Genomic DNA, 23,510 nt, shown 5'->3' on the forward strand with positions numbered 1-23,510 from the left:
ATCGACACCACACCGGGGGCCCTTTTTTGTTTGAAAACCGCACCCACCTGTGCGGCACCGCGGCCGGCGGGGATGGGGGGGGGGGCCACACCCGGGGGGACCCCCCCCCTCAAAAGCCAAGGACAATCAGGGTGAAACCCGGACCTACGAGGCCCGCTCCCGCAGTGCTTTCTCGATCGTCCGCATGATCTCGTCCAGCGGTGCGTCCGTCCGGGCCACAGTGACCAGGACATCGCCCCCGGTGCTCACCGACGCCGCCGGAGCGGTGGTGGTGTCACGCCCCGCCCCGATGCCCGAGCCGAACGTCCTGCGGACGATCGCGAAGGCGTGGTCCAGCTGCGTCTCCACGTCCCCCTGGCCGCCCGCACGCAGCCACCGCCGAAGGACGTGGTTGTGCGCGGTCACCACCGCCGACGCCGCGACCTCCGCGAGCAGCGGATCGTCGTTGCCGTCGTGGTGCGCCTGCTCGTCGAAGTGGCCCAGGAGATAGCGCGTGAAGAGCCGTTCGTAGCGGGCCACCGAGGCGATCTCCCGCTCGCGCAGGGTGGGCACCTCGCGGGTCAGCCGGTAGCGCTCCACGGACACCGCGGGCGAGGCCGCGTACATCTTCATGACTTCCTTGATGCCCCGGCACACCGTGTCCAGCGGGTGCTCGTGCGGCGGCGCCGCGTTCAGCACCGCCTCCGCCCGGATCAACGTGTCGTCGTGGTCCGGGAAGATCGCCTCTTCCTTGGAGCGGAAGTGCCGGAAGAAGGTCCGCCGGGCGACTCCGGCCTGCGCCGCGATCTCGTCGACCGTCGTCGCCTCGTACCCCTTGGACGCGAAGAGTTCCATCGCCGCGGCCGCCAGTTCCCGGCGCATCTTGAGCCGTTGAGCGGCGGCGCGGCTGCCGGCCGCGCTCTCCGGAGCGTCGGGCGTAGCGGACGTACGTGTGGACTTGGCGGCCTTGGGCATGACCCGAACGTACTGCATATGCGCAGTCGAGTGCTCCTGCGGGACGGGGCCGCCCGACGGATCGAGCAGCCCGCCCCAGTCCGTGCGCGGTCTTTCGCCGGGCGCGCTCCCGTCCGTGCGCGGCTTACCGCCGGGCATATTCGCGGAAGCCGCGGCCGGTCTTGCGGCCGAGGCAGCCCGCGGCCACCAGGTGTTCGAGCAGGGGAGCGGGGGCCAGACCCGGGTCGCGGAACTCGCGGTGCAGGACCTTCTCGATGGCCAGCGAGACATCGAGGCCGACGACGTCCAGGAGCTCGAAGGGGCCCATGGGGTAGCCGCCGCCGAGCTTCATCGCGGCGTCGATGTCGTCGAGCGAGGCGTAGTGCTCCTCGACCATCTTGATCGCGTTGTTGAGGTAGGGGAACAGGAGCGCGTTCACGATGAAGCCCGCGCGGTCGCCGCAGTCCACCGGGTGCTTCTTGATCGTCGCGCAGACCTCGCGGACCGTCGCGTGCACGTCGTCGGTCGTCAGGACCGTGCGGACGACCTCGACCAGCTTCATCGCCGGCGCCGGGTTGAAGAAGTGCATGCCGATCACGTCGCCGGGCCGCGAGGTGGCGCGGGCACAGGCCACGACCGGCAGGGACGAGGTGGTGGTCGCCAGGATCGCGCCCGGCTTGCAGACCTTGTCGAGCGCCGCGAACAGCTGCTGCTTGATCTCCAGGTCCTCGGCGACCGCCTCGAGGGCCAGGTCGACATCGGCGAACGCCTCGTACGAACCGGCCGGAGCGATCCGGTCCAGGGTCTTGGCCGCCGTCTCCGCCGTCATCCGCCCCTTCTCGACAGAGCGCGAAAGCGACTTGGCGATACGGGCCTTGGCCTTCTCCGCCTTCTCCTCGCTGCGCGCGGCGAGCACCACGTCGTAGCCGGCCTTGGCGAACACCTCGGCGATGCCCGACGCCATGGTCCCCGACCCCGCGACGCCGACCGACCGGATCTCCCGGCCGCCGATCTGCTGACCGCTCTCCAGCGGGGTCAGCGCGTCACGCACCACGACCGAGCTGCCCGGCGCTGCTGCCTTGTCGTATGAGTAGAAGCCGCGCCCCGACTTGCGGCCGGTCAGGCCCGCCTCGCTGAGTTGCTTGAGGATCGGCGCGGGGGCGTGAAGGCGGTCCTGCGACTCCGTGTACATCGCGTCGAGGACCGTGCGGGCCGTGTCGACGCCGATCAGGTCGAGCAGGGCGAGCGGCCCCATCGGCAGGCCGCAGCCCAGCTTCATCGCGGCGTCGATGTCCTCGCGGGACGCGTACTTCGCCTCGTACATCGCGGCGGCCTGGTTGAGGTAGCCGAAGAGCAGACCGTCGGCGACGAAGCCGGGCCGGTCGCCGACCGCCACGGGCTCCTTGCCAAGGGCGTACGCGAGCTCGGTGACGGCGGCGACGGCGGCGGGCGCGGTCAGCACCGACGAGACGACCTCGACCAGCTTCATCGCCGGTGCCGGGTTGAAGAAGTGCAGGCCCAACACCCGCTCGGGGCGCGCCGATTCGGCGGCGAGGCGGGTCACGGACAGCGCGTTGGTGCCGGTCGCGATGATCGTCTCGGGGCGCACGACGCCGTCGAGTTCGCGGACGATCTGCTGCTTGATCTCGTACGACTCCGGGGCGACCTCGATCACCAGGTCGGCGTCGGCCGCGGCGCTCAGGTCGGTGAAGGTGCGCAGGCGGGCGAGGGCGCCCTGCCGCTCCTCCTCGGTGAGGTGCTCGCGGCGCACGGCCCGCTCGGTCGACGCCTCGATGGCGGACACGGCCTGCACGGCCGCGGCCTCGCTGATGTCGATGCCGATGACCTCGCGGCCCGCGCGGGCCAGGACCTCGGCGATGCCGGTGCCCATGGTGCCGAGACCGATCACGGCGACGGTGTTCAAGGGAGTGTCCATGTGTGGACTCCAGGAAGGTGAGTGACGACTGAGGGGCGCACGCGGGCGCTTCGGGGAATGCGCGGCGTACGGAGGGAGGTGCTGCGTGTCGTGACCGGGCGGCGAAAGCGCGCACGCCCGTGAGGAGTCGACCGGCCCTGTCCCGGAGCCACGTCGTACTGAGGTACTTGAAGTACCGAACCGACTTGCACTTATGGCGGCTGCGTCACCAGGCCGCCACAAGGAAAAGAACTGCTTACGAGGAGTGTGCCCCGCTCACATGAGGCTAACCGGCGAGTAACGAGCGCGCCAGTCCCCGGTGTTTGTGATCTACATCGCGGATAGGCTCCCCGTCATGGACGTGGAGTTGCGGACGGTGACGGAACGCTTACGCCGCGAGGCGGGGGTCTCGAAGGCCTACGAGAGGCTGGTTGCGACCGCTGATCTCGAGGAACTTGCGGACGTGCTCGCGGCGGCGGGGCAGCCGCTGTGGGCGCGGGAACTGGCGGCGGTCCGGCTCGGCGCAGCCGGGGACCGCCGGGCCTTCGAGTCGCTGGTGCTGCTGCTCAACCACCGGGACCCCTCGCGGTGCGCGGCCGCCGCGTACGCCCTGGGGCGGCTCGGCGACCCGCGCACGGCGCGCGCGGCGGCCGCCCTCGCCACCAATGAACTGCGCATCGCCTACGCCCTGCATCCGGTGCGCCTGCTCACCGAGCTGCACGCCCCCGAGTCGGTGCCCGCCCTGATCACCACGCTGCAGCGCAGGCTCGTCCCGCACGACCCGTACGGGAAGATCGCGCTCGCGTGCGTGGAGGGCCTCGGTGCGCTCGGCGACCCGCGGGCCAGGGACGTCCTGACGAGGGCGAGCGGCCATCCGCGGCTCGCGGCGGCGGCGTCCGCGGCGCTCGCCCGGCTGCCGGACGAGTGACGCGGCGGTGCCCTACAGCACCGCGTACGCCTCGATCTCCATCAGGCACTGCGGCGAGACAAGCGCGGAGACCTGGACCGCCGAGGCGGCGGGGAGGCGGGCCGGGTCCAGATAGGTGTCACGGGCGGTGCGGATCGCGGGCATGTACGCCATGTCCGTGACGAAGTACGTCAGTTTCACGACGTCCCTGAAGCTGCCGCCTGCGGCCACGAGGCAGTGCCACAGATTGTCGAAGACCTGCCGCGCCTGTGCGGCGGGATCGCCCTCACCGACCAGGTTTCCCTCCTTGTCCAGGGGGAGTTGGCCGGAGATCGCCACGAACCGGCCCGTGCCCATGACCACGTGCGTGTACTGGGTGGCCGGGGAGACGCCGTCGGGGGCGCTGATGTGGGTCAGTCGGCTCATGGGTCCATCTTGGACCATGGAGCCCTCAACGCCCCCGACGGGCCTGGGTGTTGTCCGGACACCCGGGGTTCGACCCGGCTCAGCCGCGGAAGCCGAGCAGGCCGTGCAGCGTGGCCCCGCGCTCCGAACCGGCCTTCGTGCTCAGCGGCTTGGGGTCGGGCAGCGCCTTGCACACCGCGTCGATCTCGCCGCCGCTGCGCGGCACCTTCCCGTTCTCCAGATATGTCGCCAGGTGTTGGTCCAGGCAGCTGCTGCCGGACAGGGTGATGCCGTGGTTGCCGCCGCCCTGCTCGACGACCAGGCTCGATCCGTGCAGCTTGCGGTGCATCGTGATGCCGCCCTCGTACGGTGTGGCCGCGTCGTCCGTCGCCTGGAAGAGGAGCGTCGGCGGGAGCTGTGCATTGGACACGTCCGTCGGCCGGAGCGACTCCGTCGGCCAGAAGGCGCACGGGGCGTTGTACCAGGCGTTGTTCCACGCCATGAACGGTGCCTTCTCGTGGACCCGCCAGTTGTCGTCGCGCCAGGTGCCCCAGTCGCGCGGCCAGGACGCGTCACGGCACTGCACGGAGGCGTAGACGCTGTAGCCGTTGTCGCCCGCCGCGTCGACGGCGCCGAAGTTCTCGTACGCCTCCACGAGCGGATCCGCGTCCTTGTCGTTCACATACGCGGCGAACGCCTCGGCCAGGAACGGCCAGTAGCCGTTGAAGTAGCCGCCGGGGAGGTAGGTGTCCTCCAGCTCACCGGCGCCGACCTTCTTGCCCGCGGGCTTCTTGGCGACGGCCTTGCGCATCGCGTACCACTTGGCCTCGACCTTCGCCGGGTCCTTGCCGAGCTTGTACGTCTTGTCGTGCCGGGCGACCCAGGCGGCGAACGCCTTGTGGCGTGCGTCGAAGGCGTAGTCCTGCTGGAGGTTGTCGTCGTACCAGACGCCCGTCGGGTCGACCATCGAGTCGAGGGCCATGCGGCGTACGCGGTCCGGATAGAGCTTTCCGTAGACGGCGCCCAGGTAGGTGCCGTACGAGTAGCCGAAGTAGTTGATCTTCTTGGCGCCGAGGGCGCCGCGGATCGCGTCCATGTCCCTGACCGCGCTCACCGTGTCGATGAACGGCAGTACGTCCGCGTACTTCTCGGCGCACGCCTTCGCGAAGGACTGCGTCCGCTTGAGGTTCGCCGTCTCGATCGCGGGTGTGGCGGGCACGGTGTCGGGGCGCACCGGGGAGAAGTGGCCGGGGCGGCAGTTCAGTGCCGGTGTGCTCTTGCCGACGCCGCGCGGGTCGAAGCCGATGACGTCGTACTGCGCCGCCACCTTGGCCGGCAGCGACTTCGCGACGAACCCGGCGAGCGAAAGACCGCTGCCGCCGGGGCCGCCGGGGTTGACCAGGAGCGGGCCCTGGGACTTCTTCGCGGTGTGCGGGACGCGGGACAGCGCGAGGGTGATCTGCCGGCCGTGCGGCCGGTCGTGGTCCAGGGGCGCCTTCAGCGAGGCGCACTGAAGCGTGGGGTAGTCCTTGGTCGCGCACTTCTTCCAGGTGAGGGTGGACGTACGCGGGGTGCTTGTGCTGTCGGCACTCGCTGCGGGCACCGCGGCCGTGACCATCGAGGCCACCACCGCGGCGACGCCGCACAGGGCGACGGCGCGTTTCTTCATCGGGCCTCCCGGGGCGGGGGGTTCGGGACCGTGGGTGCCACGGCCCCCGCGGCATCGTCCCGGAAAGCCCGCCCGGAAGGGGGTGGTTCTGTCGATGAATGACCTGAAAGGGGCGCCGCTCAGTGCGGTGCGGTCACAGGAGCGTGAGCTGGGTACCGCCGGGCGCGGGCGCAGGCTCGGGCTCCTCGGGCACGCGGATACGGCGGGCGGCGCCCGCGCGCGCCGGGCCGATGCCGAACTCCTCGGCCAGTTCGTGCACTTGCCGCGTGATGCGGCGGTGGTACCACTTGGGGGCGTAGGCGCCCTCCGCGTACAGCCGTTCGTAGCGGCGCACGAGATACGGATGGTGCTTGGCGACCCACTCCATGAACCACTCGCGCGCTCCGGGCCGCAGATGCAGCACGAGCGGCGTCACGGAGTTCGCCCCGGAGGCGGCGATGGCCCGCACGGTCGCCCGCAGCTGCTCGGGCCGGTCCCCGAGGAACGGAATGACCGGCGCCATCAGCACCCCGCATCCGATGCCGTGCTCGGTCAGCGTCCGTACGACGTCGAGCCGCCGCTCCGGGGCGGGCGTGCCCGGCTCGACGGTGCGCCACAGCTCGTGCTCGACGAAGCCGACGGAGACGGAGATCCCGACGTCGGTGACGGCGGCGGCCTGCCGCAGCAGCTCCAGATCCCGCAGGATCAGCGTGCCCTTGGTGAGGATGGAGAAGGGATTCGCGTGATCCCGCAGCGCCGCGATGATCCCGGGCATGAGCCCGTACCGCCCCTCCGCGCGCTGATAGCAGTCCACGTTGGTGCCCATCGCGATGTGCTGCCCCTGCCAGTGCCGCGAGGCGAGCTGGCGGCGCAGCAGATCGGGGGCGTTCACCTTGACGACGATCTGGCTGTCGAAGCCGAGCCCGGTGTCCAGGTCGAGGTAACTGTGCGTCTTGCGCGCGAAGCAGTAGATACAACTACACTTCTCGCTATGACCCTATTTTGCAAGGGTGCGACGTACGAGCGGATCAGCAAGGCTGACGAGGGCGACGAGGACGGCGTTATCCGCCAGGGCGAGGACACGTCCGAACTGGCCGCGCGCCGAGAGATCCCCATCGACAGCCGCCGCTTCCGCGACAACGACAAGTCCGCGACGCACGGCAAGCACCGCCCGGATTACGAGCGGCTCATGGCTGCCGTAAGGCGCGACGAGGTGGACGTCATCATCGTCTACATGCTTGGTCGTTTGTGGCGGAACCGTCGGGAACGTGCCGAAGGCATCGAGACCCTGCGCAAACATGGTGTGTCCGTACTCTGCGTCAAGGGACCGGAGTTGGATCTCACCACAGCTTCGGGGCGCCTCCTGGCTGGACTGTTGGGGGAGGTCGACACGTTCGAGGTCGAGCAGATGTCGGAGCGCGAGCAGCGCGAGATGCGGCAGCGCGTCGAGCGAGGCGCGGTGCCGACCGGGCCACGGTGTTTTGGGTATACAGCGGACGGCGCTGAGGTCATCGACGCTGAGGCTGCGGAGGTCCGCAAGATGCATGAGGCGCTCGCGGCGGGCGCCACGCTGTCGGGCATCGCGAGTGAGATGAACAAGCGGGGCATCCTGAACCGTAACGGTAGGCCCTGGACGCACAACGCCGTGCGCTTCCTACTCCTGAATGAGCGGTATGCGGCGCTGCGTGACTACCACGGCACGACGTACCCGGGTACCTGGCCCGCGATCATCAGCGAGGACGTGTGGCGGCAGGCCGTCGCGATTCTCACCGACGACTCGCGGAAGACGTCGCCGGGGCCCGCGCGCAAGTGGCTGCTGTCCGGCATCGCAAGGTGCGGGGTCTGCGACGACGGCACCACGGTGACGAGCGCCCAACGCGGGCCGAAGAGCAGTGCGAAGACAGGGCCGGATCGCCTCTACAAGTGCAGGGGACCCGTGAAGCACCTTGCGCGGAACGCAGAGCCGATGGACCAGCTGATCGCGAGTACCGAACCGGGTGAGCCGCTGGGGATCGTTCTGCGGATCATCGAGCAGTACGGGAGTCAGCTGCTGGTCGACGAAGAGCGCCCTGACATGGACGAGTTGATGGCCAAGGCGGGCACATTGAGGGCGCGGCTGAAGAACATGACTGACGCGTTCGCGGATGACGACGACTCCGATGCGCTGGAGTTCAAGGCCGCAGTACGGCGCGTCAAGGCGCGACTAGCGGACGTCGAGGAGAAGATGACCCACCCGGCTCGCGCGGCGGTGCTGGGTGACCTCGTGGGCTCGGATGACGCCGTTGCGGCGTGGGACGCATTGCCGCTGGACCGGAAACGCGCCGTCGTCGACATGCTGATGACGATCACGATCTATCCGGCGGGACCGGGGCGACGGGCGTTCGATCCGCGCTCCGTCAAGGTCGAGCCGAAGATCCTGGGACACGGGGTAGCGGAGTGATCGTCAAGGTCGTGTGCACCGACCGAAGGCAGCATGCCCGGCGTCTGATCAACTATTGCGAGCCGGGCGTGGATCAATTCGGCATCCCGGATGCGGCACAGCACAACGTTCAGCGGCCTGACGGCGGTTACACGTACCGATTCGTCTGCACGAAATGCGGCCGTGACGCACAGCTCCGCGAGGAGAAGATGATCAGAATCGCCGAGGCGGGAATCACGATCTTGGACATCTCTCGGATTCCCTGACGTATTGCTACAGTTGCTAGCAGGCCGGACGCGGGCGGCCGTTAACCGCACTCGCGACAGGCGCTCTCACCGGGGCGCGTACTTCGTATGCCCCGGGAGTGATTCACGTGAATCCCGAAGTCGCGCACCTGCGCGCCAAGATAGCTGCGACGCGACGCCATCACCCTGACGCGGACACCGTCGAACTGGACCGCGAACTCAAGGCCCTTACGACGGCCGAGTACATCGATCGCGTCGTGAGCGGCTGGCCGCCGCTGACGTCTGGTCAGATAGCCCGGCTCCGTGCGCTGCTGCGCCCTGAGGGTGGTGCCGCTGATGCCGCGTAGCGATCATGGCGCAGCCTCCGAGCCGACCAACTCGGAGGCTGCGAAGAGGAACGTTCCGGGCGACGGTGTTCCGTATGCCACGGTACCCGACGATGCTCCGCTGAATTCCGCTGAGCGCGGCGACTTCGAGCGGCTCGAAGACATCATCCGGCGCGGCATTCAGACCTTCGTCGAGGTCGGCAATGCGCTGGCCGAGGCCTGTGAACGGCACCTGTACCGCGACCAGTTCGGCTCCCATGCCGCCACGCTCCGGGAACGTCATCACGCTCGGGCACTGCGGGCCGCCGCCAAAGCGCTCAGCGAGATCGCCGATGCCATCGACGGCGGCGCCCAGTGAGCCGCCGCAAGCCGTCCGGCAAGCACCGCCGCCAGCGGCCCGCGAAAGCCGCCGTGAAGCTCGCGAAGGCGTATCGCTGCGGAAGCTGCATATCCGAGGTCCGCGGAATTCGCCGTGATGACCTCGGAGTTGACCACATCAACGTCGTGCATGATGCGGAATGCCCCGTGCTTAACGGCGTGCTGCCGGACGGCCCGGACGCATTTCGTGCTGCCGCCCGTGCCGGGGTTTCCATGTTGGCCGTGCGGGTCGGAGGTGCGGAATGACGGCCTCTGTCTACAGTCTCACCAAGGCCGCCTTGGAGGGCGCTGCCTTTACCTTCCTCACCGCGACCAGCGTTGAGGAGCAGAACACCGTTCTCGCATTCGTCCCCGATCACCAGAAAGCCGAATGGCAGGCGATCGCGGACGATGTCGAGTTCCGTAAGACGACGTCTCGTGAAGCCGCCATACGGAGGGAGTTGGAACGCCGCCAGGACTTGGCCGAGGCAGACCGCCGTTGGGCCGAGGCGACGGCACAGAGTGCGTCATTCGCTGTGCCCGGCGGCGGCTTCATCCTGGACGCCGCTGCCACGCCTCCCGCTGTATGGGGAGTCGGGGGAGACGTGCTGTGGGCCGAGGGCGAAGCGCTCATGCTCTGCGGCCCCTCCGGAGTCGGCAAGACGACGCTTGCCGCACAGATTGTGCGGGGTCGGCTCGGTCTCGGGAGCACGGTTCTCGGATATCCCGTCCAGCAAGGGGGCGGGCGCGTTCTCTACCTGGCGTGTGACCGGCCGGCGCAGGCAAGCCGCGCAATGCAGCGGCTCTTCTCCGAGAATGACCGCACGGTCCTGGACGAGCGATTGAGGGTATGGAAAGGGCCACCCCCTCACGACTTCGCGAAGCGCCCCGAGACGCTTACCGAAATGTGCCGCGCGCACGGGGCCGACACGGTCATCGTCGACTCGCTCAAGGATGTCGCCCTTGGACTGTCCGGCGATGAAGTCGGCGCCGGGTACAACAGGGCGCGGCAGATGGCCATCGTGTCCGGCGTCCAGGTCATCGAGCAGCACCACCAGGTGAAGCGCGGCGCGAACGGGACGACGCCGAACACGCTCGCCGACGTGTACGGCTCGACCTGGATCACGTCCGGCGCAGGCTCCGTGATCCTTCTGTGGGGCGATGCCGGGGACCCCGTGGTGAGCTTCCGGCACCTGAAACAGCCCATGAACGAGATCGGCCCGTTCCAGGTGACGCACGACCACACGGCGGGGACGACCAGCGTGCACGACCAGCTCGATCTGGTCGGCCTCGTACGGGCAGCGGGCGGGTACGGGATGACCGCGCTCACGGCGGCGGAAGCGCTCTTCGAGGCCAAGAAGCCGACCAGTGCGCAGAAGGAGAAGGCACGCCGAAAGCTGGACGCCCTGTGCCGCACGCACGAGTTGCTGCGGCGCGACCCGGAGGTCAAGGGCGCCGCCGCGACCTACTACGTGAACGGGCACGGGCCGTCGTGAGCACCGTCCAGCGAGGTGCACGGAGGGGTGCACGCGCCTGTTTCGGCGTGTACCCCCACGGTGCGCACACGGCGTGCACGCTTCCCAGGAACGACCAGGTCAGGAGGTGCACGGCTTAGTGCACGGCCTACACGGCGCCCAGGTGCACGGTTCCCCCTTGCCTTAGAGCAAGGGGAGCCGTGTACCCGACGCAATGGATCAAGGACTTGGAACCAATTGGCTCAAAGATCACGGCGATGCGACGCAGCTGAAGGCGCTGGACGGGTCGCATAGCTACGGCGCCTTGCTGGGCGGCCTGTAGAGACCCGTCCCCGCCCGCGTACGGCCCGCTCACCGCTACCCGGCACTGTGGCCGCCGCCGACACCACCAATGCGGCCCAGAACGCCGCTCATTGAAGATCCCTGAACTTCGTACTCGTACGAGACACCGGAGGAGCAGACCATGACCGACGACCAGACCCACGGTGATCCGTTTGGGCTCGCGCTGAGCGTGCTCAGTCCCGAGGAGCGTCACCGCTTCGGCGAGATCACGGCCGCCCTCGTGGAGGCTGCCGACGCTGCGGCACAGTCGAGCCGCTGGACGGTCCGCCATCCGTCCGATTCCTGGCGGATGCTGGCCGAGCACTTCCGTGCCCAGCATGATCCGATCTGGCCCGCGCTCAGCGCCGCCGCCGCGAGGGCGGACGCCCTGAACAACATCGACTGATGGTGTGTCAGCCGGGTACTCTTGAACCACTTCGAGAGGCACGGACGCATACCCCACCTGGCCCAGGCCACGTCGGGCCGCCCCTCTCGCCGGGCTGGTGACACCTCGGATTCACGGCCGTATATCGGCAATTCCGTGATCTTGAGTCTGTCCACATGGACAACGTCAAGATCACCGGCTTCGTCTGTAACAAATGTTCCAGACGCTATCCCGAGGTGAGTAATGGATATTCTCGAATCCCTTGACCTGATACACGAGTTGACCGCCAAGCGGGACCGGATCGTCAAGGAACTGAAGACGATTACCGACATGGCGCCCGGCGATATTACGACGGGCCACAAGGTCCGGGGCGGGAATCTGACCGTCGCGCTGGCCAAGCTGGACGAGCAGATAGCCAAGGCCCGCGCATTCGGCGGAGGTACTGAGGGCGTGGACATCGAGCACGGCGACGGCGCCCGCGGCGACAAGGGGGGCGCCCCTGTGAAAGGGGCCTCCACTGTCCGCGAGGGTGCCCGTCAGTGGGCGAATGCCGCAGCTGGCCAGCTGGTAAAGGCGGCTAAGGAGCGAGGCCTTAAGGCCGTTGCCGCCGGTAGTTTCGATGCGCCCAATTTGGTGCGCGTCGGCACATTTCCTATGCCCGCCAATCCGGCTAGGCTTCTTGACCTCCTGATCGACCGGCAGCCTATTGCGGGCAACGAATTTGAATATTTGAAGCAGACCACTCGCACGGACAATGCCGCCGCCGTTGCCGACAGCGCTACAAAGCCGACCAGTGTTTACACTCTGACGTCCATTTCAGATCGCGCGCGGGTTTATGCCCATCTTTCAGAGGCTATTCCGGAGCGCATTCTTCAGGACCACGGGGATATCGCCGACTTTCTCGAAATGGAAATGTCCCGCGGGGTGATCGACGCCCTTGAGGCGGACATTGTTTCTGGTGCCGTTTCTCAGGAAAACGTGGTCGGCATCCTGAACACGAGTGGTGTCGGCACGACTGCTTACGCTACTTCCATTGCGACCACACTGCGAAAGGCATTCACCGCTTCTCAGGTGGCCAAGGAAAGCCCCACCGCTTGGGCGATCAATCCTGCCGATGCAGAATCCCTTGACTTGCTTACGACGGCAGACGGGGAGTACGTAATTGATGGAGGGGCCTTCCAGAATATCTTCAAGGGGCTCCCTGTGGTGGTGAGCACCTCCGTTCCGACGGGTAAGGCAATTCTGGCGGACTGGAGGATGTCCCGGCTTTTCGTCCGCCAGGATATGGTGTTGGACTTTGACCGGTCCGGAACTCTGTTCACGAAGAACCAGATTCAGGCGCGCTGCGAAGGCAGGTTCGGATTCGCTTTGACGCGTCCGGCGGCGTTCAGGGTGATCAACACCGCGTAACCCATAGCCCCGGCGTCGCGCTCCACGGCGCCGGACCCGGGGGCCCCCCCCCGCGGGGGGAGACAGCGCCGGGGGGGGGGGCGCCCCCCCCCCACACCGCCGCCGTGACCCCCGGGTGGTCCGCCCGCCCCGGGGGGGCCCCCCGGCGCCCCCTCGTACGACACGGCCGAGGAGACCACGATGGACAACTCCGAGTACCGAGGTCGCAAGTCCCATCGCTGGCGCCTGGCCGTCGCACAGCTGAAGCGCGAGTCAGTGCCGATCTGTCACATCTGCGGTCGCGACATCGATCTGACACTCCGTCACCCTGACCGGTGGTCATGGCAGGCAGACCACGAACCGCCGCGCGTCGTCCTGATCGCGCGCGGCGACGACCCCGATGACATCGCGTACCTGCGGCCGTCGCACCGCCGGTGCAACTTGATCAAGGGTTCAGGGCCGTCGCCCGTCAAGGTCGTCGCGTCGCGGCGGTGGTGACGGGTCGTTGATCAGCCTCACGCGCACACGATCGTCTTTGCTTGAGCAATGACGCTCTGACTTGTGCGGTGATCACTGGGGGATTTGCAGAGCAAACAGATCGGGGTGTAGATCCGATCCGTTGTCGCAGGTCAGAGCGCTGATCGTTACCGCGTAGGGGGGCGGGGTGGGATCGCAAGAGAAGTTGATCATTGACCCCACCGCCCCTGACGAGGAGATAACCCTCCGCTGAGACTTGCGTAAACGCGGCAAAGCTGCAGGTCAGGGGCTTGATCGGCGCCCTGGAAGGCTATTCGATCAGATTCTTCTCTGGTGCAAACCGCGCGCGAAGGGGTCGCGGCGGGCCGGCGGGCAGATCAAGTTACGTTGCGCAAACGCCGATCGGTGGTCCTCCTTGGGTAACGCTGGCCCCCATCGTGGGAGACAGGGGCCAAACGCCGTTCTCCCAAGACCTACGGGGGTACCTTCTGAGTGTCGAAGTCAGAAGGGTTCCAAGGATGCCCTACGCCAGTGACAACGTGGGTGAGCGCATCGGACTCCGCATCGCGGAGGCGCGCAAGGCGCGTGGTCTGACGCAGTTGCAGCTCGCCCAACGCATCCCGTGCTCGAAATCGCTCATCGCTCAGGTTGAGCGGGGGCACAAGCCAGCCACGCCCTCGCTCACCGCGGGCGCCGCCCGTGCCTTGGGGGTCCGGCTGGAGCAGCTCACAGGGCAGCCGTACGAGGATCCTCGCAGGGGGCGGGTGTACGCGACCATCCCCGATATCCAGACGTCCATGCTGAGCTGGGATCTGCCTGACGATGACCTGCCCGTCCGGTCCTTCGATGACCTGGCCGCGGACGTAGCGGCAGCCTCTGCGCTCGGTCGCAAGGCTCGGTACGCGAAGCTCGGTTGCATGCTGCCGCCCCTGCTCGATGAGTTGTCGACCGCCTGTCACGCGGCCGACGGGGTGGAGCGGGAGCAGCTGTTCGGGCTGCTCGGGGAGGCGTATTCCGGTGTGACCGCCATCGCCTACGCCGTCGGGCTGTTCGATCTCCGCTCTCAGGCGATGGACCGGGTGAATTGGGCGGCGCAGGAGTCTGCCGACCCTCTTCGTATCGGCCGTACGCAGTGGCAGCGCTCGACACTGTTCCTTCAGGCCGCCGCGTACGACCGCGGGATACGGCTGCTCGACCGCGTGCGCCATGACCTGGGCGAGGACATCGCCGTCATGGACGCGCCCACTCTCAGCGTGCACGGTGCCGTGCACCTGCGTTCCGCCATGTTCGCCGCGCGGGCGGGGAACGCTCCGACCGCGCACGCACACCTGGATGCCGCGACAGAGGCTGCCCGGCGCCTCGGTCGCGATGCGAATCACTACGGGCTGGAGTTCGGGCCGACCAACGTCGCGATGCATCGACTCGGGGTGGCCGTGGAGATGCGCGACGGTCCGGAGGTCGTACGCAGGACGCGGCGCACACGGCTGCCCGCCACGGTGGCGCCGGTGCGGGCAGGCCGCTGGTACATCGACGCGGCCAAAGGGTGGCTGGACTACGGGAACCGGGAGAAGGCGTTCGCCGCGCTCCAAGCGGCCCGGCGGGCATCGCCGGAACAGGCCCGAAACCACCCCCAAGTACGCGAGATCGCACAGACGTTGATCCATCTTGAGCGGTACAGCAAGGAGTCGCTATCGGGGTTCGCCTCGTGGCTCGGCATGACCTGACGATGTTTCACAGACCGTGAAACTCACCGTCTTTGCGCAGTAGCAGCATGAAGTGATCAGACCCCCGCGACGCGCGAACGCCCGGGGGCGTGGCCACAGCTGCAAGGAGCTGCAACATGACCGACGATAGCCACGCGGAAGCCGCTGAGGGAACGGCGCTCGAAGCCACTGAGAAGCGCCCCGTGGGCGCCCTGGTCATCGACATGCGACGCCAGCGCTTGGGCCGCGTGATGGGGCACGAAGGGCCGTACGTCCAGCTCCGTCCTCCGGGTGGGGGTCGTGAGTGGGACGGCCGTCCCGAGGACATCCGCGAGGCTAAGGATGACGAGATCCTTCGCGCCAGCGTGTACGAGGTGAGCCACGCGACCCCGGGGCGCACGCCGTGAAGACTAAGCCACGCACCGAAGATCTGTCTCCTGAATGTCAGCTGGGTGAGTGCAGCCTGTGCCCCGGCGACAACGTCCCCGTGTACCGCCAGGGGAAGCGCGCCCCCGGTGAGCCGCCGCTCTTCGTCTACCACTGCGCCCATGGCTGCGGCCACGGCCGCCGTCGCTCCCCGGGGGCGACATCATGACCAAGGTCTGCCGCGAGTGCGACGAACCGACTGCCGAGCCGATCGCGGTCGCCCTGGAGCACGTGGCGTCCACGGCCGGACGCGTCGTCTACCTCTGCCCGGTGTGCCGCTTCGTGCTCGGCCTGCTCCCGCTGGACCAGCACCCCAAGGGCAGTGACGGGCGCGTCCGGTACGAAGAGGAGATGCCCGCCTGAGACCTCCGCCCCGGCGCCGTCGCGGGCCGACCGGGGCGGGCGGAAGCGCCCCGCTCCTCTCTATGGGGAGCGGGGCGCCATGGTGTCCGGGGTCAGCGGCTCGCGGGCAGGCTAGCGAGGGCCATGTTCCGGCACTCGGTGAGCGTGCGTACGGGCACGGTGCCGTCGCACGCGCAGGCCTCGTACTCGTGGATCACGATGGCGAGGGCGCGAGGCAGATAGGTCCCGAGGGCGTCCTCCAGCGCCTTCGTGGACACGTGGTCGCCGTCCCAGACCGCGACCGCGTACACGTATGCGGCGGCGTCCAGGACATAGTCCGCGAGGTCTTCGTCATCGTCGGGGACCTGGTCGGCCCCGGCGAGGAGGAGCAGTTCCTCGGGGATCTGCGGGGTCGTCTCCTGGGCGGGCTCGGGTGTATGGCTTCCCGAGGGGCTGCGGAGGCATTCCAGGGCCGCGACGTCCTCGCGGGCCATCGGGGGAAGACCCCGGATCATCTTGCGGGCCCAGTCGTCTAGCCGGGCATCAGAAGATCTCGATACGTTCACCATGGGTCGGACTCCTTGCAGGCGAAGGTGTCTGATCAAGGCGCTGTCGGGTGGTAGGACACTCGGCGGCGCCGTCTTGTGCATCCGGTATCCGCCTCGGACACCGTGGTGTCAAGGGGCGCGAACCGGGATCAGTTTTCAGGCGACCGCTTCTGAGCTGTCGCGTCCTCGTGCGATGCGTCCCGCAGGAGTATGGCGCAGTAGGCCTTCCCCGACTTTGCGGCGGCGGGGCGTGGCCCCGGGGTCTCCTTGGCGAAGGGGGACCTGGTCATGCCCTTCCAGGCCAGGTCTGCGTTCAGAGTGCCGGGCATCGAAACCTCCTGGGCCTAAATAGGGTTACCAAGTGAAGTGCAAGCACGCGTGCGTGCACCCCCGATACGGATTGACCGTCCACTCGAACGGCATCCGGGACGCGCCGGGCACCCGGTTCACGATCGTCTTGGCCCGAATCTCGTGAAACGTGATCCCTCTGAACTCAGGTGTGTCGAAGGTCCTGGTGGTAACCGCGTCCGCGCCGAACAGCGCGGCATCCGCGACCCCACGTGACGGCCCATCGGCGAGGTTCTCCCAGCGCATGACGCCTCCTCGGTAGCACTGGCCACACAATAGAACACATGTTCCCTTGATCGTGCGACCGGATACCTCGCCGACCCCGATTTGGGACCCCGGTGCGCACAGTGGTTGGCTTTGGCGGAATCTCTGAGTCACCGAGTGCTGGAGGAAGTGCAATGGCGCAGGTCGAGGCGACCACGCAGCGGGTCATCGTGGGTCGGCCGGAGGATGTCTTCGATGCGCTGGCCGACTACGACGGCACGCGCGGGAAGATCCTTTCGGAGCGCTTCAGCGAGTACGAGGTGCGTGAGGGCGGGGACGGCGAGGGGACGCTCGTCCACTGGAAGCTGCAGGCCACCAGCAAGCGGATCCGGGACTGCCTGCTGGAGGTCAGCGAGCCGACCGACGGTGAGCTCGTCGAGAAGGACCGCAACTCCTCCATGGTCACCACCTGGACCGTCACCCCGGCGGGCGAGGGCAAGGCGCGCGTCGTCGTTTCCTCCGTCTGGAACGGCGCGGGCGGGATCGGCGGCTTCTTCGAGAAGACCTTCGCGCCCAAGGGGCTCGTGCGGATCTATGACGAGGTGCTCGGCAAGCTAGCGGCCGAGGTGGAGAAGTAGGTCCCACGACGGCGCTGGCGCGTTTTTCGCGCGCCGGTCTCCGCCTCAACTCCCGTAGCCCGTAGGGGTTGTTGTCGGGCTCACCGTTTCGAGTGGTTTTCCGTTCGGTGCGCTTGTACGCCGTAGGGCTCCCACCGGCGCTTACGTCTGCCGGGCCCCGTGCCGGGGCGGCTCGTCGCGCTTGCTCGCAGTTGTCGCGTAATGCGAGAAATGTGCGGCGCAAGCGTGACGAGGGGAGCAGAACGTGGGCGGGACGACGCTGGTGCAGGGCGCCGGGCGGGGCGAGGCGGCGGTCCCGGAGGTGGCAGAGGCGCCACCATCGCCGCCGCACGCATCCGCTTCGGCCGTGGACGGGCTCAGCCCCGCCCGTGTCCGGATGGTGTTCGTCGGGCTGATGCTCGCGCTGCTGCTCGCCGCGCTGGAGCAGATGATCGTCGCCACCGCGCTGCCCAAGATCGTCGGCGAGCTGCACGGCCTGGACAAGATGTCCTGGGCGATCACCGCCTATCTGCTCACCTCGACGATCGGGCTTCCCATCTACGGGAAGATCGGGGATCTGTTCGGGCGCAAGGGCGTCTTCCAGTTCGCCATCGTCATCTTCATCGTCGGGTCCGCGCTTGCCGGGTGGTCGCGGACCATGGACCAGCTCATCGCCTTCCGCGCCATCCAGGGCATCGGCGCCGGCGGCCTCATGATCGGCGTACAGGCGATCATCGCGGACATCGTGCCGCCCCGGGAACGCGGCCGCTACATGGGCCTGATCGGCGCCGCGTTCGGCCTCGCCTCGGTCGCGGGACCGCTGCTCGGCGGTTTCTTCACCGACCACGTCACCTGGCGCTGGTGCTTCTACTTCAACGTGCCGTTCGGCCTCGTCACCCTCGCCGTGGTGACCCTCGTACTGAAGCTGCCCAAGCCCACCGCGAAGGCCCGGCTCGACGTGCTCGGCGCGCTGTTGCTCGCCGCGGCCTCCACCTGCCTGGTGCTGCTCACCAGTTGGGGCGGGACCGAGTACGCGTGGGGGTCGAGGGTCATCCTGGGGCTCGGTGCCGGGGCGCTCGTCTCGACCGTGCTCTTCCTCGTCGCCGAGCGCTTCGCGGCAGAACCGATCATTCCGCTGCGCCTGTTCCGTGATTCCGTCTTCAACATCACCGGTCTAGTAGGCATGGTGATCGGAGTCGCCCTCTTCGGAGCGGCCAGTTATCTGCCGACGTTCCTGCAGATGGTCGACGGCGCGACCGCCACCGAGTCCGGACTCCTCATGCTCCCGATGATGGGCGGCGTCGTCGGCGCCTCGATCCTCGCCGGGCAGCTCATCAGCCACACCGGGCGCTACAAGATCTATCCGATCCTCGGCGGGATCCTCTCCGTTGTCGGCATGTGGCTGCTCTCGCGGCTCGAAGCCGATACCTCCCGGCTGAACTACAGCATCTGGATGGCCGTGCTCGGCGCGGGCGTCGGCCTTGTCATGCCGGTGCTCATCCTCGCCGTGCAGAACGCCGTACGCCCCGCTGACCTCGGCACCGCCACCAGCGCCAACAACTACTTCCGGCAGATCGGCGGCAGCGTGGGCGCCGCGATCTTCGGCACCCTCTTCGCCGAACGGCTCGCGGACTCGCTCGCCGACCGCATCCCGGCCGGGGCGGGCCTTCCGGACCCCGAATCCATCACCCCGCAGCTGGTGCACGCGATGCCCGCCCAGCTGCGCGAGGGCTACATCCAGGCCTACGCCGACGCGATGCCGCGCATCTTCCTCTACCTGGTGCCGGTGCTCGTCCTCGGCACGCTGATTTCCTTCTTCCTCAAGGAGACCCCCCTGTTGTCCAGCGCAGCGTCCCAGAACGCCCCCACGGCCGAGCCCACGTCCATTCCGCAGGCCCGCACCGCGTACGTCGCAGGGGTGCCCGTCTGCGGCACTGTGCAGCACCCGGACGGCACCGTCGTGCCCCGCGCCGCCCTGACCCTCATCGATGTCGGGGGCCGGCAGATCGGCCGCGGCGCGAGCGGCGAGGACGGGCGGTACGCGCTGTCCACGCCGGGCTCCGGATCGTTCGTCCTGATCGCCGCCGCGGGCGGTCACCAGCCGCAGGCGGTCACCGTCACCGTCGGCGAGCGCCCCGTGGAGCTCGACGTGGTGCTCGGCGGCGCGGGCCGGCTCGCGGGCAGCGTGCTCACCGCCGACGGGTCCCCGGTCAGGGACGCCGCGGTGACCCTCACCGACGTACGCGGCGAAGTCGTCGCCACCACCCGCAGCGGGCGCGAAGGGGGCTATGTCATCACGGAGTTGGTGGCGGGCGAGTACACCCTCGCCGCCAGCGCCCCCGCTTTCCGCCCGGCCGCCCTGCCCGTCACCGTGCAGGCCTCGCGCGAGACCCGCCAGGACGTGGAGCTCGCGGGCGGCGCGGTGCTGCGGGGGACCGTGCGGGCCGGCGGCGGGCGGCCCGTCGAGGACGCGCGCGTGACGCTGCTCGACGCCGCGGGGAACGTGGTGGACACCCTGACGACGAGGGAGGACGGCAGCTTCCGGTTCATCGACCTGTCGTCCGGCGAGTACACGGTCATCGCCGCGGGCTACCCGCCGGTGGCCACCGTGCTCCAGGTCGCGGGCGGCGGACGTACGGAGCGGGATCTTCAGCTCGGACACGAGGACTAGAGGCCGTCCGGCGGAACGCGGCCACACCCGCGCCGGACGCGCGCTCCGGCGCGGGCCAATTCCCCCATTGCGCCGCAAGGCAACCCGTGCCGGTCGTACGGTGGTTGGGGCGGCGCGGCTGCACGGTGTCGCCGGAAGGAGCGTTGGCCATGGATCAGGGCACTCCGGGCGGGCCGGTGGCGCAGCACGCCGTGGCCGGCCGGATCCCGCTCGCCGTGGTCGTCATCGACCGCGCGGGCCTCGTCTCCCACTGGAGCACCGGCGCACGGCGGCTGTTCGGATACGCGAAAGAGGACGCGGTGGGCGCCCCGGCGGGCGACCTGATGCCGGTGGCCGGCGCCATCCCCGACGAGCGCGAGCCGTACGGAACGTACGACGGTCTGGGCCCCGACCTGGAGACCTCCCTCGACGGGCGCATCTCCTATCCGGCAGCCGGGCGCGCGCGGCTCTCCGTCCCGGGGCGTGAACAGAGCCGCGTGGACGTCCTGTGGTGGGCGTACCCGCTCGTCGGCCCAGGGCCCGAGCGGCTGCTCGTCCTCGCGGCGGACGCCGACCGGCTCGTCGACGCGGACAGCCTCGAACCGGGCCAGGTGGAGCGGATAGCACCCGCTTTCGCCCTGCACACCGACTTCCCCGGAGCGGACGAGCTGGCGGGCCGGCTGCCCGAGATCCTGCCCAGCATGAGCGTCGGCGAGAGCTCCCGCATCGTCGCCCAGATCCTCGAACTGGGCTATCCCGTCCTGGAGTTCAGCAAGCACGACCGGGTGCCCGTCACCCCGGACTGGGGCGTCGCCCGGCGCACCGAGCGAAAGGAGCGCAGGCGGCGCGAGGCGGAAGCGGTCGCCGCGGGCCGCACCCCGGTGCCGGACGCCGCGGACGACGGCGAGGACATCGAATACGCCGCGGTGCGCGAACGCCTGGAGTTCCTCAACGAGGTCAGCGGCCGCATCGGCTCCTCACTCGACCTCTCGCAGACGATCCTCGAAGTCAGCCGGGCCGTCGTGCCGCGCTTCACGGACGTCGCGGGCACCTATCTGCGCGAACAGGTCGTCGCGGGCGAGGGGTTCCCCGAAGGCCCGCCGGACGAGACCACGCTGTGGCACCGGGTCGCCGTGGAGCACACGGACGAGCCGGGCCGCTGGGACGATGTCGTACCGGTCGGCGAATCCATGCCCTTCCCTGCGCACACGCCGTTCTTCCAGTGCATGACCTCCGGCGATCCGGTCCTCGTGCCGCGCATCAGCGAGGAGATGGGCAACGCCATCGCCTCCCAGTTCGAGAAGCGCGACATCCGGCCGCTCATCAACCACCGCTCGATGCTCGTCGTACCGCTCAAGGCGCGCAACGTGGTCCTCGGGTTCATGATCCTGCTGCGCCACCGGGAGCGGCCCGTCTTCAACGACATGGACCGTGTCACCGGCGCCGAACTGGCCGCCCGCGCGGGCCTCGTGCTCGACAACGCCCGCATGTACACGTACCAGGAGAGCGTCGCCGACACGCTCCAGGACAGCATGCTGCCGCACATCGAGCCGCGCATGACCGGCTGCGACATCGCCACGCGCTATCTGCCGGGCACGCTCCTCGGCCGGGTCGGCGGCGACTGGTTCGACTCCGTGAAACTGCCCGGCTCGCGGACCGCGCTCGTCGTGGGCGATGTGATGGGCCACGGCCTCAACTCGGCGGCGATGATGGGCCAGTTGCGCACCGCCGTGCAGACCATGGCCGCCCTCGACCTGCCGCCCGCGCAGCTCCTGCGCAACCTCGACGACCTGGCGCAGCGCCTCGGCGAGCACTATCTCGCGACCTGTCTGTACGCGGTCTACGACCCGATCGCGGGGGAGCTGCAGCTGGCCAACGCCGGTCACATCCCGCCGGTCCTGGTCCGCGCCACCGACGGCCGCAGTGAGCTCCTCGATCTGCCGACGGGGGCGCCCATCGGCGTGGGCGGCGTGCCGTTCGAGGCGGTCGGCGTGCGCGTGACGCCCGGTGACCGGCTCCTGATGTGCACCGACGGTCTCGTCGAGGTGCGCGGCGAGGACATCGGCGTCGGACTCGCCACCCTCACCGAGTCCGCGGCCCACCCCGCGGCCTCCATGGACGACGCCTGCGACACGATCATCCGGGCGCTCAACACACGCGGCGGCCGCAAGGACGACGTGGCCCTCCTGATGGCCCGGCTGAACGGCGTCGCCGAACAGGACGTCGCCCGGTGGGGGCTCGCGCTCGACCCCAGCGAGGTGAGCAGGGCCCGCGAGCTGGTGCGCGGACAGCTGCGGGCCTGGTCCCGCGACGCCCTCGTAGAGACGGCGGAGCTCCTGGTCAGCGAGCTGGTCACCAATGCCGTGCGGCACTCCCGCGGCGGCCGCGTCGAACTGCGCCTGGTCCGCTCCGGACCCACGCTGATCTGCGAGGTCGAGGACGACGACCACACCCTGCCCACGCTGCTCAACGCGGGCCCCGGCGACGAGTTCGGACGCGGTCTGCGGATCGTCAGCGTGCTCGCCAAGGAGTGGGGCACGAGCCGTACGAGCACCGGCAAGACGGTGTGGTTCGAGCTGGCGCCGCCTCGTCGGTGAGCCGGCTCCCAGGGGGGTGCGCCCGGCGGGAACACATCGAATGCGTGGTGAAGAACCGCGCGGGTGGCTTGTCCGCGCACCCCGGGCGCGGTAGACCGATCTCGCCGTCGGATTCGGCGGCCGCCGTCGCATCCTGGGGAGCTGGGCATGAGCGTCACGAGTCGGTACAAGGAGGCCTGGGAGGGGTTCTGGCGGGAGGCTCCGGACGAACAGGGAGCCGTCTTCTGGGACTCCGATCCCGCGCTCACCGTCGGCATCCATCTGGCCCTCTTCGAACCGCACATGGCGGCCATCGGCCTGCCCGTCGTGGACCTCGGCTGCGGGAACGGCACCCAGACCCGCTTCCTCGCCGACCGCTTCCCGCGCGTCATGGGCGCCGACCTGTCCGCCGCCGCCCTCGAACACGCCCGGCACGCCGACCCCGCGGGGCAGGCGGAGTTCCGGCAGGTCGACGCGGCCGAGCACGCCGAGGCCGAGCAACTGCACGCGGAACTCGGCGATGTGAACGTCTATATGCGCGGCGTGCTCCACCAGTGCGAACCCGCCGACCGCCAGCCGCTCGTCGACGGGATCGCCGCACTGGTCGGCGAGCGCGGCAGAGCCTTCGTGGTCGAGCTCGCGGAGGCGGCGGGCCCCGTCCTCAAGGGCCTGGCCCAGAGCCCCGCGGGCCCGCCGCCCAAGCTCGCGCCGGTGTTCGCGCACGGCATCGCGCCGGGCGAGGTCGCCGACGACGCCGTGCTCGCGTACATCGGCGCGGCGGGCCTCACCGTCCACGCCGAGGGCGAACTGCCGCTGATCACCACCGAGTTCACGCCGGACGGCACGCGGATCGAGCTGCCGTCGAGGTGGGTGGTGGTGGGGCGGGCGGAGTGA

At 69.0% G+C, this 23,510-nt stretch carries 23 protein-coding genes and 2 pseudogenes; 17 read left to right on the forward strand and 8 right to left on the reverse strand.

What is annotated here, in order from left to right; all coding sequences use genetic code 11:
• Window positions 1–144 precede the first annotated feature (144 nt).
• Together ACFWY6_RS19820 and ACFWY6_RS19825 are read right to left on the reverse strand one after the other, a co-directional pair.
• Window positions 145–954, reverse strand: a complete 810-nt coding sequence (locus ACFWY6_RS19820) for a TetR family transcriptional regulator (RefSeq protein ID WP_360764395.1) — start codon at window positions 952–954, stop codon at window positions 145–147.
• 124 nt (window positions 955–1,078) lie between these two features.
• Window positions 1,079–2,869, reverse strand: a complete 1,791-nt coding sequence (locus tag ACFWY6_RS19825) for a 3-hydroxyacyl-CoA dehydrogenase family protein (RefSeq protein ID WP_384691900.1) — start codon at window positions 2,867–2,869, stop codon at window positions 1,079–1,081.
• 334 nt (window positions 2,870–3,203) lie between these two features.
• Between ACFWY6_RS19825 and ACFWY6_RS19830 the strand changes: the two genes are divergently transcribed.
• Window positions 3,204–3,776, forward strand: a complete 573-nt coding sequence (locus tag ACFWY6_RS19830) for an adenylosuccinate lyase (protein ID WP_384691903.1) — start codon at window positions 3,204–3,206, stop codon at window positions 3,774–3,776.
• 12 nt (window positions 3,777–3,788) lie between these two features.
• On the opposite strand, the gene ACFWY6_RS19835 is transcribed toward ACFWY6_RS19830, so the two are convergent.
• From ACFWY6_RS19835 to ACFWY6_RS19845, 3 genes and pseudogenes are all read right to left on the reverse strand, one after another.
• Window positions 3,789–4,181, reverse strand: a complete 393-nt coding sequence (locus ACFWY6_RS19835) for a RidA family protein (RefSeq protein ID WP_384691906.1) — start codon at window positions 4,179–4,181, stop codon at window positions 3,789–3,791.
• Between the two features lie 79 nt (window positions 4,182–4,260).
• Window positions 4,261–5,829 (reverse strand): alpha/beta hydrolase, encoded by a 1,569-nt coding sequence (locus tag ACFWY6_RS19840; protein ID WP_384691909.1) that lies wholly within the window; start codon window positions 5,827–5,829, stop codon window positions 4,261–4,263.
• A 133-nt stretch (window positions 5,830–5,962) separates the two neighbouring features.
• A pseudogene (locus tag ACFWY6_RS19845) lies at window positions 5,963–6,787 on the reverse strand (radical SAM protein); the annotation flags it as partial.
• A gap of 12 nt (window positions 6,788–6,799) precedes the next feature.
• On the opposite strand from ACFWY6_RS19845, the gene ACFWY6_RS19850 reads away from it, so the two are divergent.
• From ACFWY6_RS19850 to ACFWY6_RS19905, 12 genes are all read left to right on the forward strand, one after another.
• Entirely contained in the window at window positions 6,800–8,248 is a 1,449-nt protein-coding gene (locus ACFWY6_RS19850; protein WP_384691981.1) for a recombinase family protein, read from the forward strand.
• Complete coding sequence (locus ACFWY6_RS19855; RefSeq protein WP_384691912.1) at window positions 8,245–8,493, forward strand: hypothetical protein; 249 nt, start codon at window positions 8,245–8,247, stop codon at window positions 8,491–8,493. Before ACFWY6_RS19850 ends, ACFWY6_RS19855 begins: the two co-directional genes overlap by 4 nt.
• A gap of 107 nt (window positions 8,494–8,600) precedes the next feature.
• Window positions 8,601–8,819 carry a hypothetical protein gene (locus ACFWY6_RS19860; protein WP_384691915.1) on the forward strand — a complete coding sequence of 73 codons (219 nt, stop codon included), beginning with the start codon at window positions 8,601–8,603 and terminating at the stop codon, window positions 8,817–8,819.
• A complete protein-coding gene (locus ACFWY6_RS19865) occupies window positions 8,809–9,156 on the forward strand; it encodes a hypothetical protein (RefSeq protein WP_384691918.1) in 348 nt (115 codons plus the stop codon). Before ACFWY6_RS19860 ends, ACFWY6_RS19865 begins: the two co-directional genes overlap by 11 nt.
• Entirely contained in the window at window positions 9,153–9,422 is a 270-nt protein-coding gene (locus ACFWY6_RS19870; protein WP_384691921.1) for a hypothetical protein, read from the forward strand. Before ACFWY6_RS19865 ends, ACFWY6_RS19870 begins: the two co-directional genes overlap by 4 nt.
• Window positions 9,419–10,651 carry an AAA family ATPase gene (locus ACFWY6_RS19875; RefSeq protein WP_384691924.1) on the forward strand — a complete coding sequence of 411 codons (1,233 nt, stop codon included), beginning with the start codon at window positions 9,419–9,421 and terminating at the stop codon, window positions 10,649–10,651. Before ACFWY6_RS19870 ends, ACFWY6_RS19875 begins: the two co-directional genes overlap by 4 nt.
• A 442-nt stretch (window positions 10,652–11,093) precedes the next feature.
• Window positions 11,094–11,357 (forward strand): hypothetical protein, encoded by a 264-nt coding sequence (locus tag ACFWY6_RS19880; protein WP_384691927.1) that lies wholly within the window; start codon window positions 11,094–11,096, stop codon window positions 11,355–11,357.
• A gap of 222 nt (window positions 11,358–11,579) precedes the next feature.
• Window positions 11,580–12,746, forward strand: coding sequence for a phage major capsid protein (locus ACFWY6_RS19885; RefSeq protein ID WP_384691930.1), 1,167 nt, complete (start codon window positions 11,580–11,582; stop codon window positions 12,744–12,746).
• Window positions 12,747–12,926: 180 nt separating this feature from the next.
• Entirely contained in the window at window positions 12,927–13,223 is a 297-nt protein-coding gene (locus ACFWY6_RS19890) for an HNH endonuclease (RefSeq protein ID WP_384691932.1), read from the forward strand.
• A gap of 497 nt (window positions 13,224–13,720) precedes the next feature.
• A complete protein-coding gene (locus tag ACFWY6_RS19895) occupies window positions 13,721–14,926 on the forward strand; it encodes a helix-turn-helix domain-containing protein (RefSeq protein WP_384691934.1) in 1,206 nt (401 codons plus the stop codon).
• A 116-nt stretch (window positions 14,927–15,042) separates the two neighbouring features.
• Window positions 15,043–15,312, forward strand: a complete 270-nt coding sequence (locus ACFWY6_RS19900; RefSeq protein WP_384691936.1) for a hypothetical protein — start codon at window positions 15,043–15,045, stop codon at window positions 15,310–15,312.
• A gap of 184 nt (window positions 15,313–15,496) precedes the next feature.
• Complete coding sequence (locus ACFWY6_RS19905; protein WP_384691939.1) at window positions 15,497–15,694, forward strand: hypothetical protein; 198 nt, start codon at window positions 15,497–15,499, stop codon at window positions 15,692–15,694.
• Window positions 15,695–15,786: 92 nt separating this feature from the next.
• Here ACFWY6_RS19905 and ACFWY6_RS19910 read toward each other — a convergent pair whose 3' ends face one another.
• From ACFWY6_RS19910 to ACFWY6_RS19920, 3 genes and pseudogenes are all read right to left on the reverse strand, one after another.
• Window positions 15,787–16,242 (reverse strand): hypothetical protein, encoded by a 456-nt coding sequence (locus ACFWY6_RS19910; RefSeq protein WP_384691942.1) that lies wholly within the window; start codon window positions 16,240–16,242, stop codon window positions 15,787–15,789.
• Window positions 16,243–16,370: 128 nt separating this feature from the next.
• Entirely contained in the window at window positions 16,371–16,550 is a 180-nt protein-coding gene (locus ACFWY6_RS19915; protein WP_384691945.1) for a hypothetical protein, read from the reverse strand.
• A gap of 37 nt (window positions 16,551–16,587) precedes the next feature.
• Window positions 16,588–16,815, reverse strand: a pseudogene (locus ACFWY6_RS19920) (radical SAM protein); the annotation flags it as partial.
• Between the two features lie 152 nt (window positions 16,816–16,967).
• On the opposite strand from ACFWY6_RS19920, the gene ACFWY6_RS19925 reads away from it, so the two are divergent.
• The 4 genes from ACFWY6_RS19925 to ACFWY6_RS19940 all read left to right on the forward strand — a co-directional run bounded on the left by ACFWY6_RS19925 (window position 16,968) and on the right by ACFWY6_RS19940 (window position 23,510).
• Complete coding sequence (locus tag ACFWY6_RS19925; RefSeq protein ID WP_384691948.1) at window positions 16,968–17,411, forward strand: SRPBCC family protein; 444 nt, start codon at window positions 16,968–16,970, stop codon at window positions 17,409–17,411.
• 244 nt (window positions 17,412–17,655) lie between these two features.
• Window positions 17,656–20,061, forward strand: coding sequence for an MFS transporter (locus ACFWY6_RS19930; protein ID WP_384691950.1), 2,406 nt, complete (start codon window positions 17,656–17,658; stop codon window positions 20,059–20,061).
• Between the two features lie 149 nt (window positions 20,062–20,210).
• Window positions 20,211–22,637: a SpoIIE family protein phosphatase gene (locus ACFWY6_RS19935; protein WP_384691953.1), complete on the forward strand. Its 2,427-nt coding sequence runs from the start codon at window positions 20,211–20,213 to the stop codon at window positions 22,635–22,637.
• A 147-nt stretch (window positions 22,638–22,784) separates the two neighbouring features.
• The gene (locus tag ACFWY6_RS19940; RefSeq protein WP_384691956.1) at window positions 22,785–23,510 is read left to right on the forward strand and encodes a class I SAM-dependent methyltransferase; all 726 of its coding nucleotides are present in this window, start codon (window positions 22,785–22,787) and stop codon (window positions 23,508–23,510) included.

The organism is Streptomyces sp. NPDC059037, assembly GCF_042740015.1.
Taxonomy (GTDB): Bacteria; Actinomycetota; Actinomycetes; order Streptomycetales; family Streptomycetaceae; genus Streptomyces.

Coding starts and splice junctions, on each gene's coding strand:
- ACFWY6_RS19820 (WP_360764395.1), bottom strand. CDS start 954: ATGCCCAAGGCCGCCAAGTCCACACGTACGTCCGCTACGCCCGACGCT.
- ACFWY6_RS19825 (WP_384691900.1), bottom strand. CDS start 2,869: ATGGACACTCCCTTGAACACCGTCGCCGTGATCGGTCTCGGCACCATG.
- ACFWY6_RS19830 (WP_384691903.1), top strand. CDS start 3,204: ATGGACGTGGAGTTGCGGACGGTGACGGAACGCTTACGCCGCGAGGCG.
- ACFWY6_RS19835 (WP_384691906.1), bottom strand. CDS start 4,181: ATGAGCCGACTGACCCACATCAGCGCCCCCGACGGCGTCTCCCCGGCC.
- ACFWY6_RS19840 (WP_384691909.1), bottom strand. CDS start 5,829: ATGAAGAAACGCGCCGTCGCCCTGTGCGGCGTCGCCGCGGTGGTGGCC.
- ACFWY6_RS19850 (WP_384691981.1), top strand. CDS start 6,800: ATGACCCTATTTTGCAAGGGTGCGACGTACGAGCGGATCAGCAAGGCT.
- ACFWY6_RS19865 (WP_384691918.1), top strand. CDS start 8,809: ATGCCGCGTAGCGATCATGGCGCAGCCTCCGAGCCGACCAACTCGGAG.
- ACFWY6_RS19875 (WP_384691924.1), top strand. CDS start 9,419: ATGACGGCCTCTGTCTACAGTCTCACCAAGGCCGCCTTGGAGGGCGCT.
- ACFWY6_RS19880 (WP_384691927.1), top strand. CDS start 11,094: ATGACCGACGACCAGACCCACGGTGATCCGTTTGGGCTCGCGCTGAGC.
- ACFWY6_RS19885 (WP_384691930.1), top strand. CDS start 11,580: ATGGATATTCTCGAATCCCTTGACCTGATACACGAGTTGACCGCCAAG.
- ACFWY6_RS19890 (WP_384691932.1), top strand. CDS start 12,927: ATGGACAACTCCGAGTACCGAGGTCGCAAGTCCCATCGCTGGCGCCTG.
- ACFWY6_RS19895 (WP_384691934.1), top strand. CDS start 13,721: ATGCCCTACGCCAGTGACAACGTGGGTGAGCGCATCGGACTCCGCATC.
- ACFWY6_RS19900 (WP_384691936.1), top strand. CDS start 15,043: ATGACCGACGATAGCCACGCGGAAGCCGCTGAGGGAACGGCGCTCGAA.
- ACFWY6_RS19905 (WP_384691939.1), top strand. CDS start 15,497: ATGACCAAGGTCTGCCGCGAGTGCGACGAACCGACTGCCGAGCCGATC.
- ACFWY6_RS19910 (WP_384691942.1), bottom strand. CDS start 16,242: ATGGTGAACGTATCGAGATCTTCTGATGCCCGGCTAGACGACTGGGCC.
- ACFWY6_RS19915 (WP_384691945.1), bottom strand. CDS start 16,550: ATGCCCGGCACTCTGAACGCAGACCTGGCCTGGAAGGGCATGACCAGG.
- ACFWY6_RS19925 (WP_384691948.1), top strand. CDS start 16,968: ATGGCGCAGGTCGAGGCGACCACGCAGCGGGTCATCGTGGGTCGGCCG.
- ACFWY6_RS19935 (WP_384691953.1), top strand. CDS start 20,211: ATGGATCAGGGCACTCCGGGCGGGCCGGTGGCGCAGCACGCCGTGGCC.
- ACFWY6_RS19940 (WP_384691956.1), top strand. CDS start 22,785: ATGAGCGTCACGAGTCGGTACAAGGAGGCCTGGGAGGGGTTCTGGCGG.